We start from the raw sequence: 20,044 nt of genomic DNA, 5'->3' as shown, positions 1-20,044 counted from the left end.
TTTTATTTTTTAATACATATTAATTTCATTTCTGTCATTTCTTCTATTGCATATTTAATCCCTTCACGGCCTGTGCCACTCTCTTTTACACCACCATAAGGCATATGATCTACCCTGAACGTTGGAATATCATTAATCATGACACCACCGACTTCTAATTCATCAATTGCACGCATTGCTTTACATAGATTGTTTGTAAATACACCTGCTTGTAATCCATAACGTGAATTATTTACTTGTTCTAAAGCCTCATCAAATTCTTTAAATGTATTTACAGTCATAAGTGGACCGAATACTTCTTGGCACTGAACAGATACATACTCTGGAACATTTGTTAATACAGTTGGTTCAAAAATCCTTGCATCACGTTTGTTACCACCGTATACAACATTTGCTCCTTCCTTAACTGCCTCTTCCACCCATGAATTTATACGTTCTACATCGTTTTTTGAAATAAGTGCCGATACATCTGTTTCTTCATGAAGCGGGTCTCCTACTACAACGTTTTCCATTGCTTTCGTTAATTTTGTAATAAACTCCTCCATTTTGCATTCATGCACAAAAACACGTTGTACTGAAATACAAACTTGTCCATTATTCACAAACGCGCCCCATTTTACACGTTCAATTATTTCGTCTGTCAATTCAACATCTTCATCAATAATTACAGCAGCGTTCGATCCTAATTCTAACGTCACTCGTTTCAATCCAGATTTTTCCTTAATTCCAATACCTACTTTCGGACTTCCTGTAAAAGTAATACTAGCAACGTTCTCATCTTTTACTAATGCCTCACCTACAACAGATCCAGGTCCAGAAATTATATTGAAAGCTCCCTTTGGTAAACCAGCTTCTTCAAATAATTCTACCAATGCATACGACGAAAGTGGCGTTTGGTCTGCTGGCTTTAGCACAATAGTATTTCCAGCCGCAATTGCTGGGCCTACTTTATGTGCTACTAAATTAAGCGGAAAATTAAACGGTGTAATAGCACCAATAACCCCGATTGGTTGTCGAATTGTATACGCTATACGGCCCTCTGCTCCTGGCGCAGCATCTAATGGTAACGTCTCACCATATATTCGCTTCGCTTCTTCAGCTGCAAACTTATATGTTTGAACAGTGCGATCTACTTCTCCCCGTGCAGCACGAATTGGTTTTGCAGCTTCTTTTGCGATAATCTCTGCAAACTCTTCTCTTCTCTCATCCATTTTTTGTGCAACCTTTTCTAAAATGGTTGCGCGATCGTATGCAGATAATTTTTTCATTTCTTTCATTGCATTTTTAGCTGAAACTACTGCTTCCTTAACGTCATCTTCTGTACCTTGCGCAATCTCCGCTAATGTTTCTTCAGAATATGGTGCATACAATGGTTTATACGTCCCTACTGATTTCCATATCCCATTTATATATAAATGCTTTTTCATAGTGGTTCTCCTTCCAAATATATGTATACAATAATACATTACATTTACTTCACCTAGTGAAAGGTCTGACTTATGTAATTGTATCATAGCCCTAATACACCAAAAAACATTTTGCTCAAAAAAAACTCTGCTACAAAGCAGAGTTTACGAACTAATTTGTTCTTGGAGCGAAATCTTTTTTTCATCTCCAACAATAACAATCGATTCTGAAGGTTTCGTTACTTCTAACCTCTTAATATAGTGTCCATCTAATTTTTTCACGCAAAATTTATAATTTTCAATTTTAATGGTATCGCCTTCGGAAATCTCAATATTTTTTGTTAGAATCCAACCGCCAATCGTATCGACATCATCGTCATCAATAGTCAAACCTAATAATGCGTTCACTTCACTAACAAGTACTTTTCCCTCTAAAATCGTTTTCGTCTCACTAACTTGTTGGATCTCCGGTTGTTCATCAGTATCGAACTCATCTTGAATATCCCCTACAATTTCTTCTAAAATATCTTCAACGGTTACAAGACCTGATGTACCACCATATTCATCAATTAATATAGCGATATGTGTCCTTTCTCTTTGCATTTTTAAAAATAGATCATGAATTGGGATAGATTCAATAACTAAAATAATTGGCCTAATATATTGCTCCACTGTCTTTTCACTAACAACTCGATGCTTCACAAAATCTGTAAATATATCTTTAAAATTCACAAAGCCTATTACATGGTCCTTATCACCATCAACAACCGGATACCTCGTATATTTTTCATGAGACATTTTTTGTAAAGCCTCTTCAGCAGGCATTTCTTTATTTAAAATATTCATCTCTGTTCGTGGTACCATTATTTCTTTCGCAATACGATCATCAAATTCAAATATTTTATTCACATACTTATATTCAGATTGATTAATCTCACCATTTTTATAACTTTCTGAAACTAACAACCGCAATTCTTCTTCTGAATGCACTTCATCATGCCCTTTTGGTGGTTTCAACCCAAAAAACTTTGTAATTAACCGAGCTGATCCATTTAAAATCCAAATGAATGGGAATGCAATCCGATAAAACAAAATGAGTGGCTTAGCAACAAAGAAACTCACTTGTTCTGCTTTTTGAATCGCAAATGTTTTTGGAGCTAACTCTCCTACTACCACATGGAAAAATGTGATAAACAAAAATACCAAAATTATAGCGAAAATGTCTGCGAGTTGAGTAGGGACGTTCCAATTTGCAAACAACACATCAAACATGTGCTTTAGCGCAGGTTTACCAGACCACCCAATCCCAAGAGCTGTAACAGTTATTCCTAATTGACAAGCTGATAAATATTCGTCTAAGTTTGTAATGATTGTTTTGACAGATATTGCACGATTATTTCCTTCTGCAATTAAATAGTCAATTCGTGAACTCCTCACTTTAACAATTGCAAATTCTGCTGCAACGAAAAATGCCGTTAAGGCAATCAAAACAATCACTATACTTATACTATATATGTCCAAATACTTTTCCTTACTTACAGTGTAAGCAAGGAAGCCACCTCCTACTTAAATTTATTCAAGTGAAGTAAGCATTCTTATACTCTAATAAAATTCTACATTAGTAACCACCTTTTTATATATTATATGCATACATAAAAAAGATATTTATAATTATGATAATCTAATTAGCTTATTATCGTCAAACTATAATAAGCCCAATTTTCCGATAACTGAAAATGATTTATATAAATCGTATGTGCTAAACAGCTAAACTTCGTGAAAAAACACTTTCTTTGCCGATTCCACACTTCTTTTGTCACACCTGAAGGGAACTTGCTACATAACTAGAAATCATTCAACAGGATATATATAGGAGGGATTATTTTGGAATATAAAACACCATTTATCGCAAAGAAATTAGGTGTTAGCCCAAAGGCTGTTGTCCGGATTGCACAACAATTAAATCTTACGATAAAAAAAAATAAATATGGTCATTTTATTTTTACACAAGGTGATTTAGATTTAATGTTAGAATACCATCGTTCTCAAATGGACCAGCCTCAAAACTCTCAAACTACTCAAAAAACATCTTCAAATGATGTAGAAAAATTAAAAACTCAAGTAAACACAATTGTTCAAAATACATCATCGAATGATTTTAAACAATTAACAGCTCAATTAACCACAATTACAAGAAGACTAGATCGAATGGAAGAACAAATGCAAGATAAAGCAAATGATGTCGTTACATACCAACTTTTACAACATCGCCGCGAAATGGAGGAAATGTTAGAACGAATTCAAAAACTAGAAGCTGCCCTAAAAAAAGAAGAACCAATATACATTACTCCTGATGCAAAACCAACATATGAAAGAGAAAAGAAACCGAAGCGTCGTAAAATGATTTTTAGTATATTTGGACTATAACCTTTTAGACCCTTATTACAAAAATAAGGGTCTACTTTTTCGTATGAAGAAAGATGACTGTAATATGACACCCTTCTTCATACTATACATATTCATATATTTTCATTTTGTTAACATAATATTTTTACTGTATTCTGCAATAAGTACCTGCGCATGAGCATTCCCTTGAATAATATCACGGAATTCTTTCAAAGAATACAGATGTGTAGCCCCTTTTCGAGCATGAATCCGCACTGGTACACCTTGTAAAGTATCATGAAACTGGAATGGACTATCTATCGGTTCAATTGGAAAACCGAGTGTAAGTAAATACATATACATTCTTTTTGTAACTGCTGCAATATACCATTCCGCTTTCGTCTCTAACGCATGCATAAATAAAATAGCTGCCAGCCTTTTGAAATGTCCTCTCCCCCGAGACGTTTTCGCAATACTTAACTTTCCTATTTCATACACATTTTTCAAATCTTTCACTAAATCATTTTTAGAAAACGGATAGAAAAACTCAGAATTTGATTGTTCAGGTACTGTAAACTTAATACATTCTACTGTACCAATATGATGTTCATCTTCTATTAATAAAAATCGTGATGGATTTAAATTACGTTCTACAAACATTAAGTTTCTTTCTTCACAAAAATCTCCCCACAGTTGCTCGAACCAAAAATGTTCTTCCTTTGTTTGAACACGTTGGAACATATTTACCCGCCTTTCCCATCGCCGTTCTGTTTTTGATAACGCTTTCACTTACTATCATATAAGAACAAATCTTCGTATGCAACTAAAAATATTTATGTCTTATTATATTCTGCAAATTGAATTAAATTCCTATTTCACACTCTTTTCCCCCGCATGTACCATTTCTTACTTTCTTATACAATCATACATACAAAGAAAGTTAATTGCTCCAATGAAAAATGTTTATCCTTTCAAGTTCGACCCACGTTATGCTTCTTTCCTTATGGCATATAATTCTTCTTAACCTAAAGAAATCCTTCATTAAAAAGGATTCCTTTTACATTTTATTACTTTTTAACCATTTCTCAAAAATTTGAATCATCCCATGCTTCCCAGCCAACTTCTCTTCTCCTTGTTTCGTTTTATATGGATATAGTTGTAAAAACACTCCACAACCAGATTCAATTTTTTTACTATGCATATGGCTACCTGGATATACACAAATCACTTCATAAATCGCTCTTCGCTTAAAAATTCGTTTGCCATTCTGTTCTTCTACATACTTAATGGACCAGTATTTATACATTTGCTCAGTTGCTTTCGTATTACCGACAGGCTGAAAAATATTGTACATAGGGCTGTATTTCACTTCGATAATAATAGAAGATTTATATACATACTTTTCTTCTTCCTTTACATAACAATCTAAACGAATATCCGGCTTCTTTGTGTCCTCTCCGTTATAAAAATTACTTCCTTTGCTTAGTGCGATAAGAGGGTGTGTTTCAATTAAATCATTAAACGCGACGTGCACTTTTATATCATCTCGATGTAATATCACTGTCGTTCCATCTTGTAATCCGTCTAAATAAAAATATTCTTGTATTTGTTCACGGATAGGATTCTTATCTTCAAATCCGATTTGTTCTAATATAGAAATAACGATAAAAAAAGCGTAATACTCATACACTAAAAACGTTGGTTTATATACGAATAATAAAGATGGGGGTTGCTCTGTATGTTGCGGTAACAATTCTAAATGGTGGATTAATTGTTGATGCGGTATAGATAAAGTGTTCGAATTAATGGTAGCTGTTTCAGAAACTTCCCTCCAAAATGGAGAATACAATAAATTTCGAAAGTATTGCACGCTTTCATATACGATATGAGCTAATATTTTATATTCTTGTATTTTCACAGAACTTTTCCGTAAATCTGCTTCTTTCAGTAAATGTAAATTTCTATATTTTTGTTTTTCCCTATCCGTCACGGACCCATTTCGTTCAATCGTTTTCATAATTGTTTTAACAGCCTGAAATTCATCTGACTTTTTCTTCTTTTCTCCTTCTAGTATTTCAATAGTTTTGCGTACAAAACTTTCTGCTTCAAGTAAATAATAATAGAATTGCATCGTTTTAAATTTAAGAAATGCATTTTCAATACTATTTTTTTTCTCCTTAAATTTACGGTTGTAATATTTCGCATAAAGCTTTCTTTCTGTCATAATGGCAGTTTTTCTCGTTGTCTTCCGCTCTTTCGTTTCCCATTCATATTCGTGTACAAATTCCGCATTCGATTCTACTTTCTTAAAAATTTGTTTTATTCTTTTCATTTTTTGTGGCAACTTTCTTAACAGTACCAAATAAGAAGAATCTTCAATATCGCTAAGTGCTGAGAAAGTTTTCTTGTAATAACCTCTATCTAAAATTAACTCGTTTAAAATTGACTTCACATAATCTTGAATCATTTCAAATTGGTCATCAAAAAAGTTTTTAGGAACAACTTGAAACGCACCATAATAAGTTCTATCTTCTATACGCACTTCAAAATGGTATAAGCCACAGCGCCACGGATAAAAAAATTCAGTTTTTCCATGTTCATACACTAATACTCTTTGTTTTTTTTCATTTAATTCATATTGTGACTCTTTTATATTCTTTTGTCCCTCATATACTTTATTCCATACGAATGTAATATCCATTGGATTTTGATAATGGAAATGCAATTTCAGTGGTTTTAATTCCTGTACTTTATAAATACATTGAACTAGTGCTGTAGTAGACGTACAAAGCCGGTTTAAAAGGATAAAATCGCCTTTTCCCTCAGTACCAATAATTAGCTTCAATACAAACGGGAGCGTTTCTTTCGTATCGACGATTGCTGTTTCATAACGCTCCTCATTTTGCATAGCCATACAGCTCCAGTTCTCTACGCTTTTGTCTTATATAAGCTAGAGAATGTTCAAATGTAGATACACGATTTGCAAGCGGAGACTGTAAAAGTGGTATCAATGTCGCTCCCCTTTTTGCTTCTTCAGAAAGTAGAGAGCCCACTGTCATTTCTGTCCCCCTTAATTTCGTTAATACACGTTGCTTTATTTGCAAATCAAAACCTTCTTCCCTGCTAATCATATAGGATTGATTATTTTGGAACGGTATATTTTGCAAATACGTAGCGATTGCGCTTGCACATCGGAAAGAAATTCCTTTTGATATATCGTGTGATGATAATACATCATGTAACTTATCCAATAACTCTAATTCCTCTTCAGTAAACACTTCGATCATCTCTTTATTCCTAAACCAATTGAGTCGAAATTCTCCCGTTGTTACTTTCAGCGGGGGTTGCTGAACAACTTTCTCATGTTCTATACTCATCTCGCAAAACGGAATTTTTTGTAATGTAATCAAATTTGTTCGATCTAATAATCGATCGGAAAGCTCTTTCGTCGTTTCATCAAAATTTACAGTGCCTACGAAAATAATATTCTCACCAATTTCCACTGAGGGTGGAATTTGATTTTCTATTTCTTGTACTTTCTCATACAAACTCAAAATACGATTTTTCTTTTCAAGTTGAAGAACAGATAGAAACGGAGTAAACCAATGCTCAATATGTGACATGTTCATTTCATCGAATACAATTATATACAACTGATTTGGGTTTTCTTTAGCCTTTAACAATGTCCGAACTAACTTCGTTTCACTTTCAATAAAATTACCATTCGGATGAAGGTAACCGAGAATATCATGTGGTTCTTGATACGATGGTGAAATCGGAATCCAAATTAATTCTTCACCATAACGTAACCCAAGTGCTTCTGCATAAGCTTGCACAAAGCGTGATTTCCCAACACCTGGTATACCACCAACAATTGTTAACATATTGGTTTTAATACTAATGTGAAAATTATATATATCTGTATCATCCAAATATAGCCCTTTATTACGAACCATACTTTGTACATACTGCAAAAAAGAGGATTCACGCTCATCCCATTCCCAGTCCTCCTTTTGCATTTTAATATCTTCTACTTCAACTAACTTACCTTCTTCAACAATTCGTTTATTTAGTTGGGCATACACATTTTCACTTACAAAATATAAATGATCATCTACTGCTATTTCTACATGTTTCATCCACTCGTTTATTTCAATATATTTACATTCTTTTCTTTGCTCAAAATATGAAATTGAACTTATTGATGATTTTAACGATAAATTTCCATATAGCCTTCCTTCATGCCACAATAATTCTGGAGGCTCAAAGTCTTTTGGTAATTTAGGCATAAGAAATGATAAGTAACCGTTGCCTAACTTCCGTTCCAAAGACGCTCTCTTTTTATAATTTGAGACCTTTGGTGAAGGAATCAATTTATATGAAGATGCTATTTCCCGAGGCTCTTCTGTGCATATTAATTCCAGTAATAAATTTCCACGATCATAATAAAGACGAAACATAACCAGTTGCTTTTCTAATTTACGCTTCTTTAAATCAGTAAAGATTTTTTCATTCTTTTTATTACTGCATAATCCTTCAAACAAATATTTTCCAGTCGGAAATAACTCTTGTAAAGTTAAAGGTATTGGAGAAAGACATTGTACAAAGAAATTTTCCCCATTCTTCTCTCCCTCAGCTTTTGCAAACTTCCCAATAAACCTCATATAATACATTCGCTTTATAAAACTTGGATGAAGAGCTTTATGTAACTTCAACGTAGTCACCTTCTTTTTTTCATACTATTCTTAGTGTATGAACTACAATCTAAAACTAGAAATAAAAAACCTGACGTCATCCGTCAGGTTCAAAATTAAAACGTATATTAATGAGAAGGAAATGCTTTTTTTTCTTGTAAAATGGCATTATGAGCGATTTTCATTTTAGCAAGTACGTACCGTAATCGATCTTCGGCATTTTCATCTTTATTTTGCTGCAAACTCGCCAAATTCTCTACAGAACTCGCTAAATTTTCAATCACGCCTCGAAGTTCAGGATGATGATTAAAAAAAGATTCTTGTACTAATACTTTCCTTAAATCACTAGCTAAATCCATAATTCTAGACAACTGTTCTTTTTCTTCCATTTTCATCCCTCCTGAATATCTTATGTATTAAATATTCTCTAGACAAGGAAAAAAGCCCTTTAAATTAAAAGGACTTTTACATTTTTATATTTCCTGTCAGTAACATATAAAGTGATGTGATAGCTGCAATAACAATTGCCCACATCACATATCTCTCTATACCTACAAAACAACGATTCCCTTTTTCTTTTCTTGCAAAAACGTACACGATAATCCCGATTCCATATACAATTGAAACAAGTAATAAATTCTTTAAACCAGCTGCATAAATGAGCCATACAGAATATACACAAGCAATTAAAGCTAATAAGCCATTTTTTACTCTCGCAACTTTCAGCTCTTTCGTAATGACTAATTTCAATTGAAATAGCGCTGATAATAAATACGGTAATAAAATTGATGTTGACGCAATAAAATACATAATTTGATATGTCGATTCTGAAAACAGAACGATTATAAATATAATTTGGGCAACGATATTTGAAATCCATAATGCCATATGCGGCGTTTGCTTCTTATTTGTTTTCGTAAAGACTTTCGGAAACACGCCATCTTTTCCTGCTACATGCGAAATTTCAGAAACAAGTAAAAACCAACCAATCAATGTCCCTACAAGTGAAGCAACTAAACCGATGTTAATCGCAACTGCCCCCCATGGTCCAACAACATGTTCTAATACATGTCCCATTGAAGGAGTTTCTAAAACCGAAAGTTCATTTCTCGTCATAGCTCCCATTGACAGAACAGAAATTAAAATATAAATAGACATAACTAAAATTAATCCAAGTACTGTCGCTTTTCCAACATCTCTGCTATTTTTAGCTCTTCCTGATAATACAACTGCTCCTTCAACCCCAATGAACACCCAAAGAGTTACAAGCATTGTATTTTTCACTTGACCTAGTACAGAGGAAACTGAGATTGTTCCTTCGCCCCAAAAGTCATGTGTAAATGTATCCCAGCGAAACGCCGTTACCATCACAACAATAAATAATAAGATCGGAACTAATTTCCCAATTGTTGCGATAACATTCATAATGGACGCTTCACGAATTCCAAATAAAATAAGAAAATGAAGTGTCCATAATAAAAGAGAGGCACCAACGATAGACGCAATATTATTCCCTCCTTTAAAAATCGGGAAGAAATAACCTAATGTGCTAAACAACAACATAATTGTTGCGACATTTCCTAAAATTCCTGCCAGCCAGTACCCCCACGCACTGTTAAAACCAATATATTCACCGAAACCAGCTCGTGCATAACTATAAATTCCGCCCTCAAGCTCCGGTTTTTGTCTTGCTAACGTTTGATATACGAGCGCAAGCGGAATCATTCCCATCGCTGTAATACACCAACCAATTATTGTTGCACCACTATTTGCTCCTACTGCTAAATCATGCGGTAAACTAAAAACACCGCCACCAACCATTGTTCCAACTACTAATGCGATTAACGGAAAAAACCCTAACTTCTTTTCTATTTGTACCACCCCATCTGTCATTCTAGGTGTTATGTTCGTTCAACTATTAAAGTCACCTATTCTCTAATAGACGTTTCTCTTATATTTTTTCAGGAAAACATTACTTATTCTAAAATAAAATGAAGAAAAATGGAATACTTTTTTGAAAAAATGTATAAGTATGCACAAAAAAACCGTTCATTTTGTAATGAACGGTTATTTCAAACATATAAAGTTGTATATTTCTTGTAAAATCAACGAAGTAAATTCTCTTTTTGTAAAAATTGTTTTGCTACTTCTTCACTACTTTTCCCATTCACATTTACTTCGTAATTCATTTTTCGCATTTCTTCATCTGTAATCTTTCCAGATAATTTATTCAATGTTTTTTCAAGCTCAGGATATTTCTGTAACGTCTCTTTTCTTAATAATGGCGCTCCTTGATAAGGAGGGAATAGTCCTTTATCATCTTTTAGCACTTTAAGTCCATATTGCTCAAGTTCACTATCTGTTGAATATGCATCGATTACGTTAACATCCCCCGATTGAATTGCGCTATAGCGTAGTTTCGGTTCCATCGTTTTAACATTTAAAAACTTATAGTTATATAATTTTTGCATACCTTTATAACCATCTTCACGATCAGCAAATTCTAATGTAAATCCTATCTTAGCTTCCTGTGCAATATTTCCTAAATCAGAAATTGTATTTATGTTATTTTGATCTGCTATTTTTTTCGGCATAGCTAGTGCGTATGTATTGTTATACTCCATCGGCTTTAACATAACCATATTATATTTCTTTTCCATTCCCATACGAGCTTGTTCATATACTTCATCACGATTTGTACTTTTCGGTTCTTCTTTCACGAAAGTAGATAAAGCTGTTCCTGAAAATTCTGGGTATATATCTACTTCACCTGATTTTAACGCTTCAAATACAAATGCTGTTTTCCCAAGGCCTGGTTTTAATTCTACTTGTAAATCTGTATCCTGTTCAATAAGTTGCTTGTACATTTGAATTAAAATTTCTGGTTCAGATCCAAGTTTTCCAGCAATAACTATATCTTTCTTTTGTGTATTCCAAAGAAATGGCGAAGCGATCATTACGACAACTATACATATCGTTAATATAACGCGCTTATATGAGCGTTTGGGCCTCTCAAGCATGCGAAGTACTATATCAAAGAATAAAGCGAGTAACGCAGCTGGTACGGCCCCTAAAATGATAAGCGCATGATCATTCCGATCGATACCGAGTAGTATGAGCTTACCGAGTCCACCAGCGCCTATTAAAGCAGCTAATGTAGCCGTTCCAACAATTAATACCATCGCTGTCCGAATACCAGCCATAATAATTGGCAATGCGAGAGGAAGCTCTACCTTCCATAATCTTCTCCAGCTATTCATTCCCATAGCTCTCGCCGCTTCTATAAGTGATTCATCTAATTCCCGTATTCCTGTATAAGTATTTCGCAAAATAGGTAATAGTGCATACACAACTAATGCGATAATGGCTGGAAGTTTTCCGATTCCTACTAATGGAATTAAAAGTCCAAGTAATGCAAGTGATGGCACAGTCTGCATAACAGCAGAAGTCCCTATTATAAATTCAGCCATCCGTTCTTTTCTCGTTAATAGAATGCCAAGAGGCACCGCAATAATTACTGCAAAAAATAATGAAATAAGCGATATTTGTAAATGTTCACTTAATGCACTTAGCAATTCTACTTTTCGTTCTTGAAACGTTTGAATAAAATCAGTCACTGTTTAGCCTCTCTCCTTCATTTGTTCAACAATGTAATTGACAATATGACGACTTGTTAACGCTCCAACATATTGACCATTTTCTTCAACCGGCACTGACTCTTCAGTTTGTAAGCGGACTAGCGCTTCTTGTAAAGTCGAATGTAAAGATAGAGCCTTCCCTTCTACTCGTATACGATTGTCTAGCGGCAATACCGCTTCTATACTCTTCCCCTCATACCAAGGTCGTCCACGATTTCCAATGAACTCCTCTACAAACTCATTTTTCGGATTATGTATAATACCTTCTGGTGTATCTAATTGAACAACTTTCCCTTCTTTCATTACACAAATGCGATCACCAAGTGATAAAGCCTCTTGCATATCATGCGTTACAAATACTATCGTTTTTTGAATTTTTTTTTGCAATTGCACTATATCCTGCTGAAGTTGTTCCCTGCTTAATGGATCTAACGCACTAAATGGTTCATCCATAAGAACGATTTTCGGATTTGCAGCTAATGCCCTAACGACACCAACGCGCTGCTTCTGTCCTCCCGACAATTCATCTGGCATACGATCACGATATACATCTGGTTCTAATCCAACCATATGTAACAGTTCATCAACACGCGTTTTTATTTTCTCCTTACTCCACTTTCTCATTTCAGGGACAACTGCAATATTTTCAGCAATTGTCATATGTGGAAACAGCGCAATCTGCTGCAACACGTACCCTATATTCCAACGCAGTTCGTTTATGTTATATTCTTGAATATCTTTTCCATCGATTAAAATTGATCCTTCCGTCGTTTCAATTAAACGATTAATCATCTTCATTGTCGTTGTTTTCCCGCAACCACTCGGACCAATGAGAACAAAAAATTCTCCTTTTTTAATTTCTAAATGCAATGAATCCACTGCTTTTGTGCCATCTTCATACGCTTTTGACACATGATTAAATTGAATCACAGACACAACTCCTTTCATGTTGTTTCCTTTATTTTGATGGAATATAGAATTCATTTCAAATGATACGCTTTATTATACAAAAAAAGAGCTCTCATTTGAGCTCTAACGGTCGAACAATATCGTTTTCATAATTGCAGCATATTCACGCACATACGCTTTTTTCTTAGAACGACTCGGTGTTTCAGCAGCTAGTGCTTCCATCTTTATCCCTAAACGCTTTGCAATTATTTTCGTTCGATATAAATGATACGTATTACTTACAACTACCGCATGCTTTACATCATATAAATCCATACTAAACTTTAAATTTTCATACGTATTTGTAGAGCGGTCTTCAATTAAAATACGATTCTCATCTATACCATGTACCATTAAATAGTTTCGCATACTGTGAGCTTCCGGTATATCTTCATCTTCCCCTTGACCACCTGAAACAATTACTTTCACCTCAGAGTGAGCATGTAAATATTCGAGCGCCACATCCAAACGGTTTTGAAGAGATAAAGAAGGCCTATCTCCAAATAACTTTGCACCTAATATAAGAACGTATGGAGAGTGATTACTCAATTTTTCACGAGCAACTTTATTCATTCGAAACGTCATATAAATGATGTATAGCGGAGGTAGTAATAAGATTATAAGCAATATCCATTTGTTCATAAATAAGTTAACACTCCCTTTCTTTTTATTATATAGAAAAAGAAAAGGAGGCAGAAGTATTTTTTAAACAATTGATTTATTAGACACATTCGCTTTCATTTTACGTTTTGAAATTACATAATAAAAAGCAATCCCTAATGATAGGATCAATATAAAGCTTAGTACGTAAAACGGGATCATTACCCCGGCTTTAGATACGCCTGCCGTAAACAACATTAATAATACAATTCGAATTCCTGTACCAATTAGTCGAAATAAGCTGTCCACACGTCCCATTAATTCATTTGGGATTTCTTCCATCATCAATACATTTCTCGCCACTCTCGTTCCAGCATTTCCAATCGCATGAAAAATCGCAAGTCCATATAATAACATAATGGAAGGCTCAATAATCATTGCGGTAATTGAAATTACATAAATAAACATCGTCATAACGATTGAAACTTCTATTTTGACATATTTCATCATGATTGGAATACTTATTCCCGCAATAACAGCCCCTACACCATACATCATACCTTCTATCGCGTATACAGAGGCACTAGCTTTGAGTATATCTGAAATATAAACTGGGATTAAATAATTTGCCATCATAACACCGATAAACGGCATATAAGTGGCAAGTAAAAACCAAAAGAACTTAGGACGTTTTTTCATAAAATGAATACCTTCGAACAATTGCTTCTTAAATGTTACTTTCCGTTTTACTTCTTTTTTCTTTACATACGGTATACATAAGAAAAGAAAAAATGCTCCTGCAAAAGTTAACATATCTACTAATAAGATCCATTTCAAAGAAATGATTTCAATTAAAAAGCTAGCAGCTGCCCCTGAAATAACTTGCGTTAATTGTCCTTGTATTTCCATCGTGCCGCTTAAACTTTTATAATGCTCAGATTGAAATATTTCTTGGTTGAATGCAAAAATTGTAGGATAGAATAATAGATAATAGAAAGAACCCGCTATATAAATAATAATGTAATGAATAGAATTATATGATTGCCCAGCAAATCCCCAAATAGCCATCATTCCTATAATCGCTATCCCGATACCTTCGTTACATAACAACAAATATTTTCTTGAAAAACGATCTATACTTTGCCCAATAAATGGCGTTAATAAAAACATTATGAGAGTTGCAACGATAGAAACATAACCAAATGTCGTCTCTCCTCCACTTTCCCTAATCAATAACCATGGAATCGTAATCATAACAATCCCAGAACCAATAGCAGATAAACTATTGGCTCCTAGAATGTAATACAAACGAGAATCATGATAAAGAGAGGACATATCACTCAACTCCTAATTGTTTTTTCACCTCTTTATATACGCTCATATATGCTTTTAATTCTTTAACTAAATCATGAATTAATGGTTTTGCATCTTCTCCAAGTTCACCATCTTGCACATGTAATCCATCAAGCACGACTTGTTTTGGAATTGCGTTTGCGTAAACGCCTCTAGCAACAATGCGCATACTATTTAATGCGTTAATTCCCCCTTTACCTCCTCCAGCAACCGCTAATAATGCGACAGGCTTATGGATGAATTCACTGCTACTTAAGTAATCTAACGAATTTTTCAGCGCTCCGCTCATCGCATTATGATATTCTGGTGTACATAGTACTACTCCATCCGCAGCTTTCACTAAAGCTTTTAATTTTTTTACTGCCTCTAATTCACGTTGTGATTCTTCTCCATTATATAAAGGCAATTCCGCTACTGCTAAATCGTATAACTCCCCTTCAAATTGCTCTGCAATATATTTTGCCACAACGCGAGTTCTTCCAAACTTTCTTGGTGTACCATTAATTACGACTAGTTTCATAATCATTTCTCCCCTTTGTTTTCAAATTCTATCTTTATATTATCAGAAATTTCTATACAAAATACAGTAAAAAGAGGTAAAAGCTTTCATAAAATAGTATGAGAAATAAAAAAGAACTCATACTTTCGTATGAGTTTCACAAAACTAATTTTTCACAACCTCATGTCCACCGAATTGATTACGAAGAGCTGAAACAACTTTCCCATGGAATGTATCATCTTCTTGAGAACGATAGCGCATAAATAATGACATTGCGATAACTGGTGCCGCTGCTTGTAGTTCAAGCGCAGTTTCAACAGTCCATTTTCCTTCCCCGGAAGAGTTCATTACACCTTTAATACCATCAAGTTTCGGATCATCTGCAAATGCCTTTTCAGTTAAGTCCATTAACCAACCACGGATAACTGATCCATTTGCCCATACTTTTGCAACATCTTCATAATTGAAATCAAAATCACTTTTATCTAACACTTCAAATCCTTCAGCGATTGCTTGCATCATTCCATATTCAATACCGTTATGAACCATTTTTAAGAAATGACCACTTCCAACGCGGCCTGCATAAGAATAACCGTTTCCTACTGCTAAGTCTTTAAATAAAGGTTCTAATTGATCATAGATTTCTTTTTCTCCACCAACCATTAAGCACGCACCGTATCTAGCTCCTTCTACACCGCCTGATGTACCGATATCTACGTAATGTAAGCCAAAGCTTTTCGCTTCTTCAGCACGGCGCAACGTATCCTTATAGAATGAATTTCCACCTTCAATAACGATATCGCCTTCCTCTAATAATGGATATACATCTTTTAGTACTGACTCAACAACTTCTCCTGCAGGTACCATTACCCAAATTGTACGAGGTGCTTCTAGTTCAGCAATCATTTCTTTTAATGTATGACGTGCAGTAATCCCTAGTTTTCCTGCCTTTTCAACAAGCTCATTATTTACATCGTATACAACTACTTCATGCTTGTCTTCATGTAAGTGTTCAGCTAATGGGAATCCCATTTTTCCTAATCCAATTAAACCTAGTTTCATATTAATCAATCTCCCATTCTATACAAATATATTTAATAACGAAATCAGTCCAAGTGCTACAACAGATAGTATTGTCTCCATTGCAGTCCATGTTAATAATGTTTCTTTCACAGTCATTCCGAAATACTCTTTAATCATCCAAAATCCAGAATCGTTCACATGTGATAATATTAATGACCCTGCTCCTGTTGCAAGTGCCAGTAACTCTACATTCACTCCTGGTGTACTTGCCGCAATCGGTGCCACTATTCCTGCTGCTGTCATCATGGAAACAGTAGCAGAGCCAGTCGCGATTCGAATAAGTGCAGCAATTCCCCACCCTAATAATATTGGTGAAATATGTGATTCTTTCGCCATCTCCGCAATTGTAGTTCCAATTCCAGAATCTAATAACACTTTATTAAAGGCGCCACCTGCACCGATAACTAACAGTATGTTTGCAATTGGGCCTAAACAATCATTTGTGACTTGTAAGACTTTGTCTTTAGAAAACCCTTTTGCATAGCCAAGACTAAAGAAAGAATATATCGTTGCAATTAATAATGCGACTATTGGATCTCCAATAAAGTGCAATACTTGTGCAAGTTGGCTTGTTTTATTTAATGCTACTTCCGCTATCGATGCACCTAACATAAGAAATACTGGAAGTAAAATAGTAAACAATGTATTTCCGAAGCTAGGAAGTTCCTTCTTCTTATCTCTTTCAATAAATTGCTCCGCTATATCTAATGGTACTTCTTTATGTATACGAGCACCGATCCATTTCCCGTAAAGCGGACCTGCAATTATTGCAGTTGGAAGTCCGACAATTAATGCATATAAAATTGTCTTCCCTACATCTGCTTTAAATATACCTACCGCTGCCATAGCTGCTGGATGCGGTGGAACAAGTCCGTGTACAACCGAAAGACCTGCTACTAGCGGAATACCGATTGTAATAAGTGATACCCCTGTTTCTAACGCAATTGTAAATACTAACGGAATTAATAGTACAAATCCAACTTGGAAAAATACCGGAATCCCTACTATAAATGCAACGAACATCATTGCCCAGTGAACACGCTTTTTCCCAAAACGTCCAATTAATGTGTTAGCAATTCGTTCAGCACCGCCAGACTCAGCCATCATTTTTCCAAGCATTGTTCCTAAAGCTAAAACAATCGCCAAAAATCCTAACGTATTACCAAGACCTAATTTAATAGAATCGATAATCCCTGGATGTTGTGGTGAAGTTCCAATTAAGGGCATCCCCATTGCTAGCCCTACACCGATTGCTGTTAAAATTAACGCGACAAATGGATGCCATTTTACTACCGTAATTAGTAAAAGTAATATGACAACAGCCGCTAGTATGATCCCAACTACCATTTCTCCCAATCCCCCTATTGTTTACGTTGGAAAGCAGCTATACAATCAAATTCTTCTTTCAAACGATTGTAAAGTCGTTCATACATATAAAACATCTCTAAATATAAAGCCGTATTTTCTTTATTCGGTACATGGTGATGGACAATATCAATCCAATCCTTCACCTCTTCAAGCGAATCAATTTTCCCAATTGCATACAAAGCAAGTGCCGCTGCCCCAAGCGCAGATGCTTCATGACTTTCTGGAACAAGCAATTCTTTCCCCATCATGTCAGATAACATTTGTCTCCAAAATGCAGACTTTGCAAAGCCTCCTGAAACACGTATTTCAGAAAGTGGCCCCGTACAATCACGAATGGCAAGTGCAACTGAATACACACTCATACAAACTCCTTCCATGACAGCTCGTATGAAATGCTCACGTTTATGCTGAAGGTTTATACCGAAGAATGTACCACGAGCATTTGCATTCCAGTAGGGTGCACGTTCTCCAGATAAAAACGGTAAAAATAGCAATCCCTCTGCTCCAGCTGGTACACTTTCTGCATACTTAATTAATAAATCATAAGGATCAATCCCAAGCTTCCTTGCAACTTCTTGCTCTGGACTACCGAATTCATCACGTAGCCATCTTAATAAAATCCCGCCATTATTCGTCGGTCCACCGATTACCCAGTGCTCATCTGTTAATGCGTAACAAAAAGTTCTTCCTTTTTCATCTGTATTAACACTTGATGAAATTGTTCGAACTGCTCCACTTGTTCCAATCGTAATTGCAGCTGAGCCAGGTGATATTGCACCGACACCTACATTTGCAAGAACACCATCACTTGCACCAATAACAACTGGAGTATCCTCACTAATCCCCATCTTTTGTGCTAATTCCGGCTTCATTCCCGATAAAATATATGTAGTCGGTACAGGTGTTGATAATTGTTCTGGTGACATATTTAACATAGTTAAAACATCTTCATCCCAGTTTAATGTTTCTAAATTAAATAACCCAGTAGCAGATGCGATAGAATAATCAACTACATAGCGTGAGAACAATTGATAAATGACATACTCTTTAATAGAAATAAATTTATGAGCAGTTCTGAATAAATCCGATTCTTCTTCTTTCATCCACAGTAACTTAGAAAGTGGTGACATCGGATGAATTGGTGTACCAGTTCTTCTATAAATGTCATGACCATTCATTTGTTGTAAAAGTTTTTCTGATTGTTTTGTGCTTCGATTATCTGCCCAAATGATAGAGCGCGTTAACGGCGCACCGTTTTCATCTACTGCAATTAAGGCATGCATTGCTGTACTAATCCCGATAGAAGAAATATCTTCCGGTAACACATTACCCTTCTCGATGACGACGCTTACAGTTTTGTATACAGCAGCACATATTACATCAGGATCTTGCTCCGCCCATCCGACGTTCGGTTGAATGATTGGATAATCAATTGCATGTGAAGCAACGACTTTTCCCTTTTCAGTGAATACAACCGTCTTCGTACTAGTGGTACCGATGTCAATCCCGATTACTCTCCCCCTTGTTTCCATGCGAATCTTCCCTTCGTTTCTAGCAAAATGCGATCTAGTAAACCGTTTACATGAATTAGTATATAAAATATTTTTTCATAAATCAAGTTTTATAAAGAAAATTTTTTTCATAACAAAAAAATAAACCCCTTCATTTCATTTACAAACTAAAATTAGCTTTTCCGTGCGGTAAAGTTGCATTATATTCGTTTCGCAACACACTCTTTTCCTCTCATTAACAACACATACATAGTCCTTCCATACTTTCTACTCATTTGCATGAAAAAGGAGTTGAAAAGCAATATTCATTATTAGGGGTCACATCGCTATCAAGTTAAGAAAAGCAATTACCACCAATACGTAAATTTTGTGCATTTTGCTCTTTTTATTGCTTTAGGTTCACTAGTCCTTTTATCTTGATGGACATAGAGCACGGCTCCCTACTATCACTTTTTTACCTTGTAAATATATGTTCCATACTATAAAATCTAATAGTATTTATATTTTTCAGAAAAATCAAAACAAAATATAAACTTTATTGTATAATGTTGTAAAAAGA

The 20,044-nt window shown here is 34.9% G+C and carries 16 protein-coding genes; 1 reads left to right on the top strand and 15 read right to left on the bottom strand.

Annotated elements, in window-relative coordinates; genetic code table 11:
* Positions 1-2: 2 nt before the first annotated feature.
* Positions 3-1,427: an aldehyde dehydrogenase family protein gene (locus tag MHB76_RS11015; protein WP_088099036.1), complete on the bottom strand. Its 1,425-nt coding sequence runs from the start codon at positions 1,425-1,427 to the stop codon at positions 3-5.
* A 144-nt stretch (positions 1,428-1,571) separates the two neighbouring features.
* Positions 1,572-2,927 (bottom strand): hemolysin family protein, encoded by a 1,356-nt coding sequence (locus MHB76_RS11010; protein WP_078174241.1) that lies wholly within the window; start codon positions 2,925-2,927, stop codon positions 1,572-1,574.
* 363 nt (positions 2,928-3,290) lie between these two features.
* Here MHB76_RS11010 and racA point away from each other — a divergent pair, with 363 nt between their 5' ends.
* Positions 3,291-3,833, top strand: a complete 543-nt coding sequence (gene racA / locus MHB76_RS11005; RefSeq protein ID WP_002157976.1) for a chromosome-anchoring protein RacA — start codon at positions 3,291-3,293, stop codon at positions 3,831-3,833.
* Between the two features lie 102 nt (positions 3,834-3,935).
* On the opposite strand, the gene MHB76_RS11000 is transcribed toward racA, so the two are convergent.
* The 13 genes from MHB76_RS11000 to gntK all read right to left on the bottom strand — a co-directional run bounded on the left by MHB76_RS11000 (position 3,936) and on the right by gntK (position 19,506).
* Entirely contained in the window at positions 3,936-4,532 is a 597-nt protein-coding gene (locus MHB76_RS11000) for a hypothetical protein (protein WP_002157977.1), read from the bottom strand.
* Positions 4,533-4,848: 316 nt separating this feature from the next.
* Positions 4,849-6,699 (bottom strand): hypothetical protein, encoded by a 1,851-nt coding sequence (locus MHB76_RS10995; protein ID WP_078174242.1) that lies wholly within the window; start codon positions 6,697-6,699, stop codon positions 4,849-4,851.
* Positions 6,689-8,506 (bottom strand): AAA family ATPase, encoded by a 1,818-nt coding sequence (locus MHB76_RS10990; RefSeq protein WP_199709550.1) that lies wholly within the window; start codon positions 8,504-8,506, stop codon positions 6,689-6,691. Before MHB76_RS10990 ends, MHB76_RS10995 begins: the two co-directional genes overlap by 11 nt.
* Before the next feature lie 107 nt (positions 8,507-8,613).
* The gene (locus MHB76_RS10985) at positions 8,614-8,874 is read right to left on the bottom strand and encodes a hypothetical protein (RefSeq protein WP_002085825.1); all 261 of its coding nucleotides are present in this window, start codon (positions 8,872-8,874) and stop codon (positions 8,614-8,616) included.
* Between the two features lie 76 nt (positions 8,875-8,950).
* The gene (locus MHB76_RS10980; protein ID WP_002119048.1) at positions 8,951-10,378 is read right to left on the bottom strand and encodes a basic amino acid/polyamine antiporter; all 1,428 of its coding nucleotides are present in this window, start codon (positions 10,376-10,378) and stop codon (positions 8,951-8,953) included.
* 212 nt (positions 10,379-10,590) lie between these two features.
* Positions 10,591-12,102: an ABC transporter permease/substrate-binding protein gene (locus tag MHB76_RS10975; RefSeq protein WP_078174244.1), complete on the bottom strand. Its 1,512-nt coding sequence runs from the start codon at positions 12,100-12,102 to the stop codon at positions 10,591-10,593.
* Positions 12,103-12,105: 3 nt separating this feature from the next.
* Positions 12,106-13,053 (bottom strand): ABC transporter ATP-binding protein, encoded by a 948-nt coding sequence (locus MHB76_RS10970; protein WP_033711815.1) that lies wholly within the window; start codon positions 13,051-13,053, stop codon positions 12,106-12,108.
* A gap of 102 nt (positions 13,054-13,155) precedes the next feature.
* Positions 13,156-13,713, bottom strand: coding sequence for a YdcF family protein (locus MHB76_RS10965; protein ID WP_078174245.1), 558 nt, complete (start codon positions 13,711-13,713; stop codon positions 13,156-13,158).
* A gap of 63 nt (positions 13,714-13,776) precedes the next feature.
* Entirely contained in the window at positions 13,777-15,006 is a 1,230-nt protein-coding gene (locus MHB76_RS10960; RefSeq protein WP_002200621.1) for an MFS transporter, read from the bottom strand.
* Position 15,007: 1 nt separating this feature from the next.
* Positions 15,008-15,544 (bottom strand): NADPH-dependent FMN reductase, encoded by a 537-nt coding sequence (locus MHB76_RS10955; RefSeq protein ID WP_000780366.1) that lies wholly within the window; start codon positions 15,542-15,544, stop codon positions 15,008-15,010.
* Positions 15,545-15,688: 144 nt separating this feature from the next.
* Positions 15,689-16,585 (bottom strand): phosphogluconate dehydrogenase (NAD(+)-dependent, decarboxylating), encoded by an 897-nt coding sequence (gene gnd, locus MHB76_RS10950; RefSeq protein ID WP_078174246.1) that lies wholly within the window; start codon positions 16,583-16,585, stop codon positions 15,689-15,691.
* A gap of 18 nt (positions 16,586-16,603) precedes the next feature.
* Positions 16,604-17,953 carry a GntP family permease gene (locus MHB76_RS10945; RefSeq protein ID WP_002157986.1) on the bottom strand — a complete coding sequence of 450 codons (1,350 nt, stop codon included), beginning with the start codon at positions 17,951-17,953 and terminating at the stop codon, positions 16,604-16,606.
* A 14-nt stretch (positions 17,954-17,967) separates the two neighbouring features.
* Positions 17,968-19,506, bottom strand: coding sequence for a gluconokinase (gene gntK, locus MHB76_RS10940; protein WP_078174247.1), 1,539 nt, complete (start codon positions 19,504-19,506; stop codon positions 17,968-17,970).
* Positions 19,507-20,044 lie beyond the last annotated feature (538 nt).

It is taken from the genome of Bacillus sp. FSL M7-1345 (genome assembly GCF_038006985.1).
GTDB lineage: Bacteria > Bacillota > Bacilli > Bacillales > Bacillaceae_G > Bacillus_A > Bacillus_A cereus_U.
Note: the sequence above shows the minus strand (reverse complement) of the source record. Positions and strands in the feature narration are given on the sequence as shown.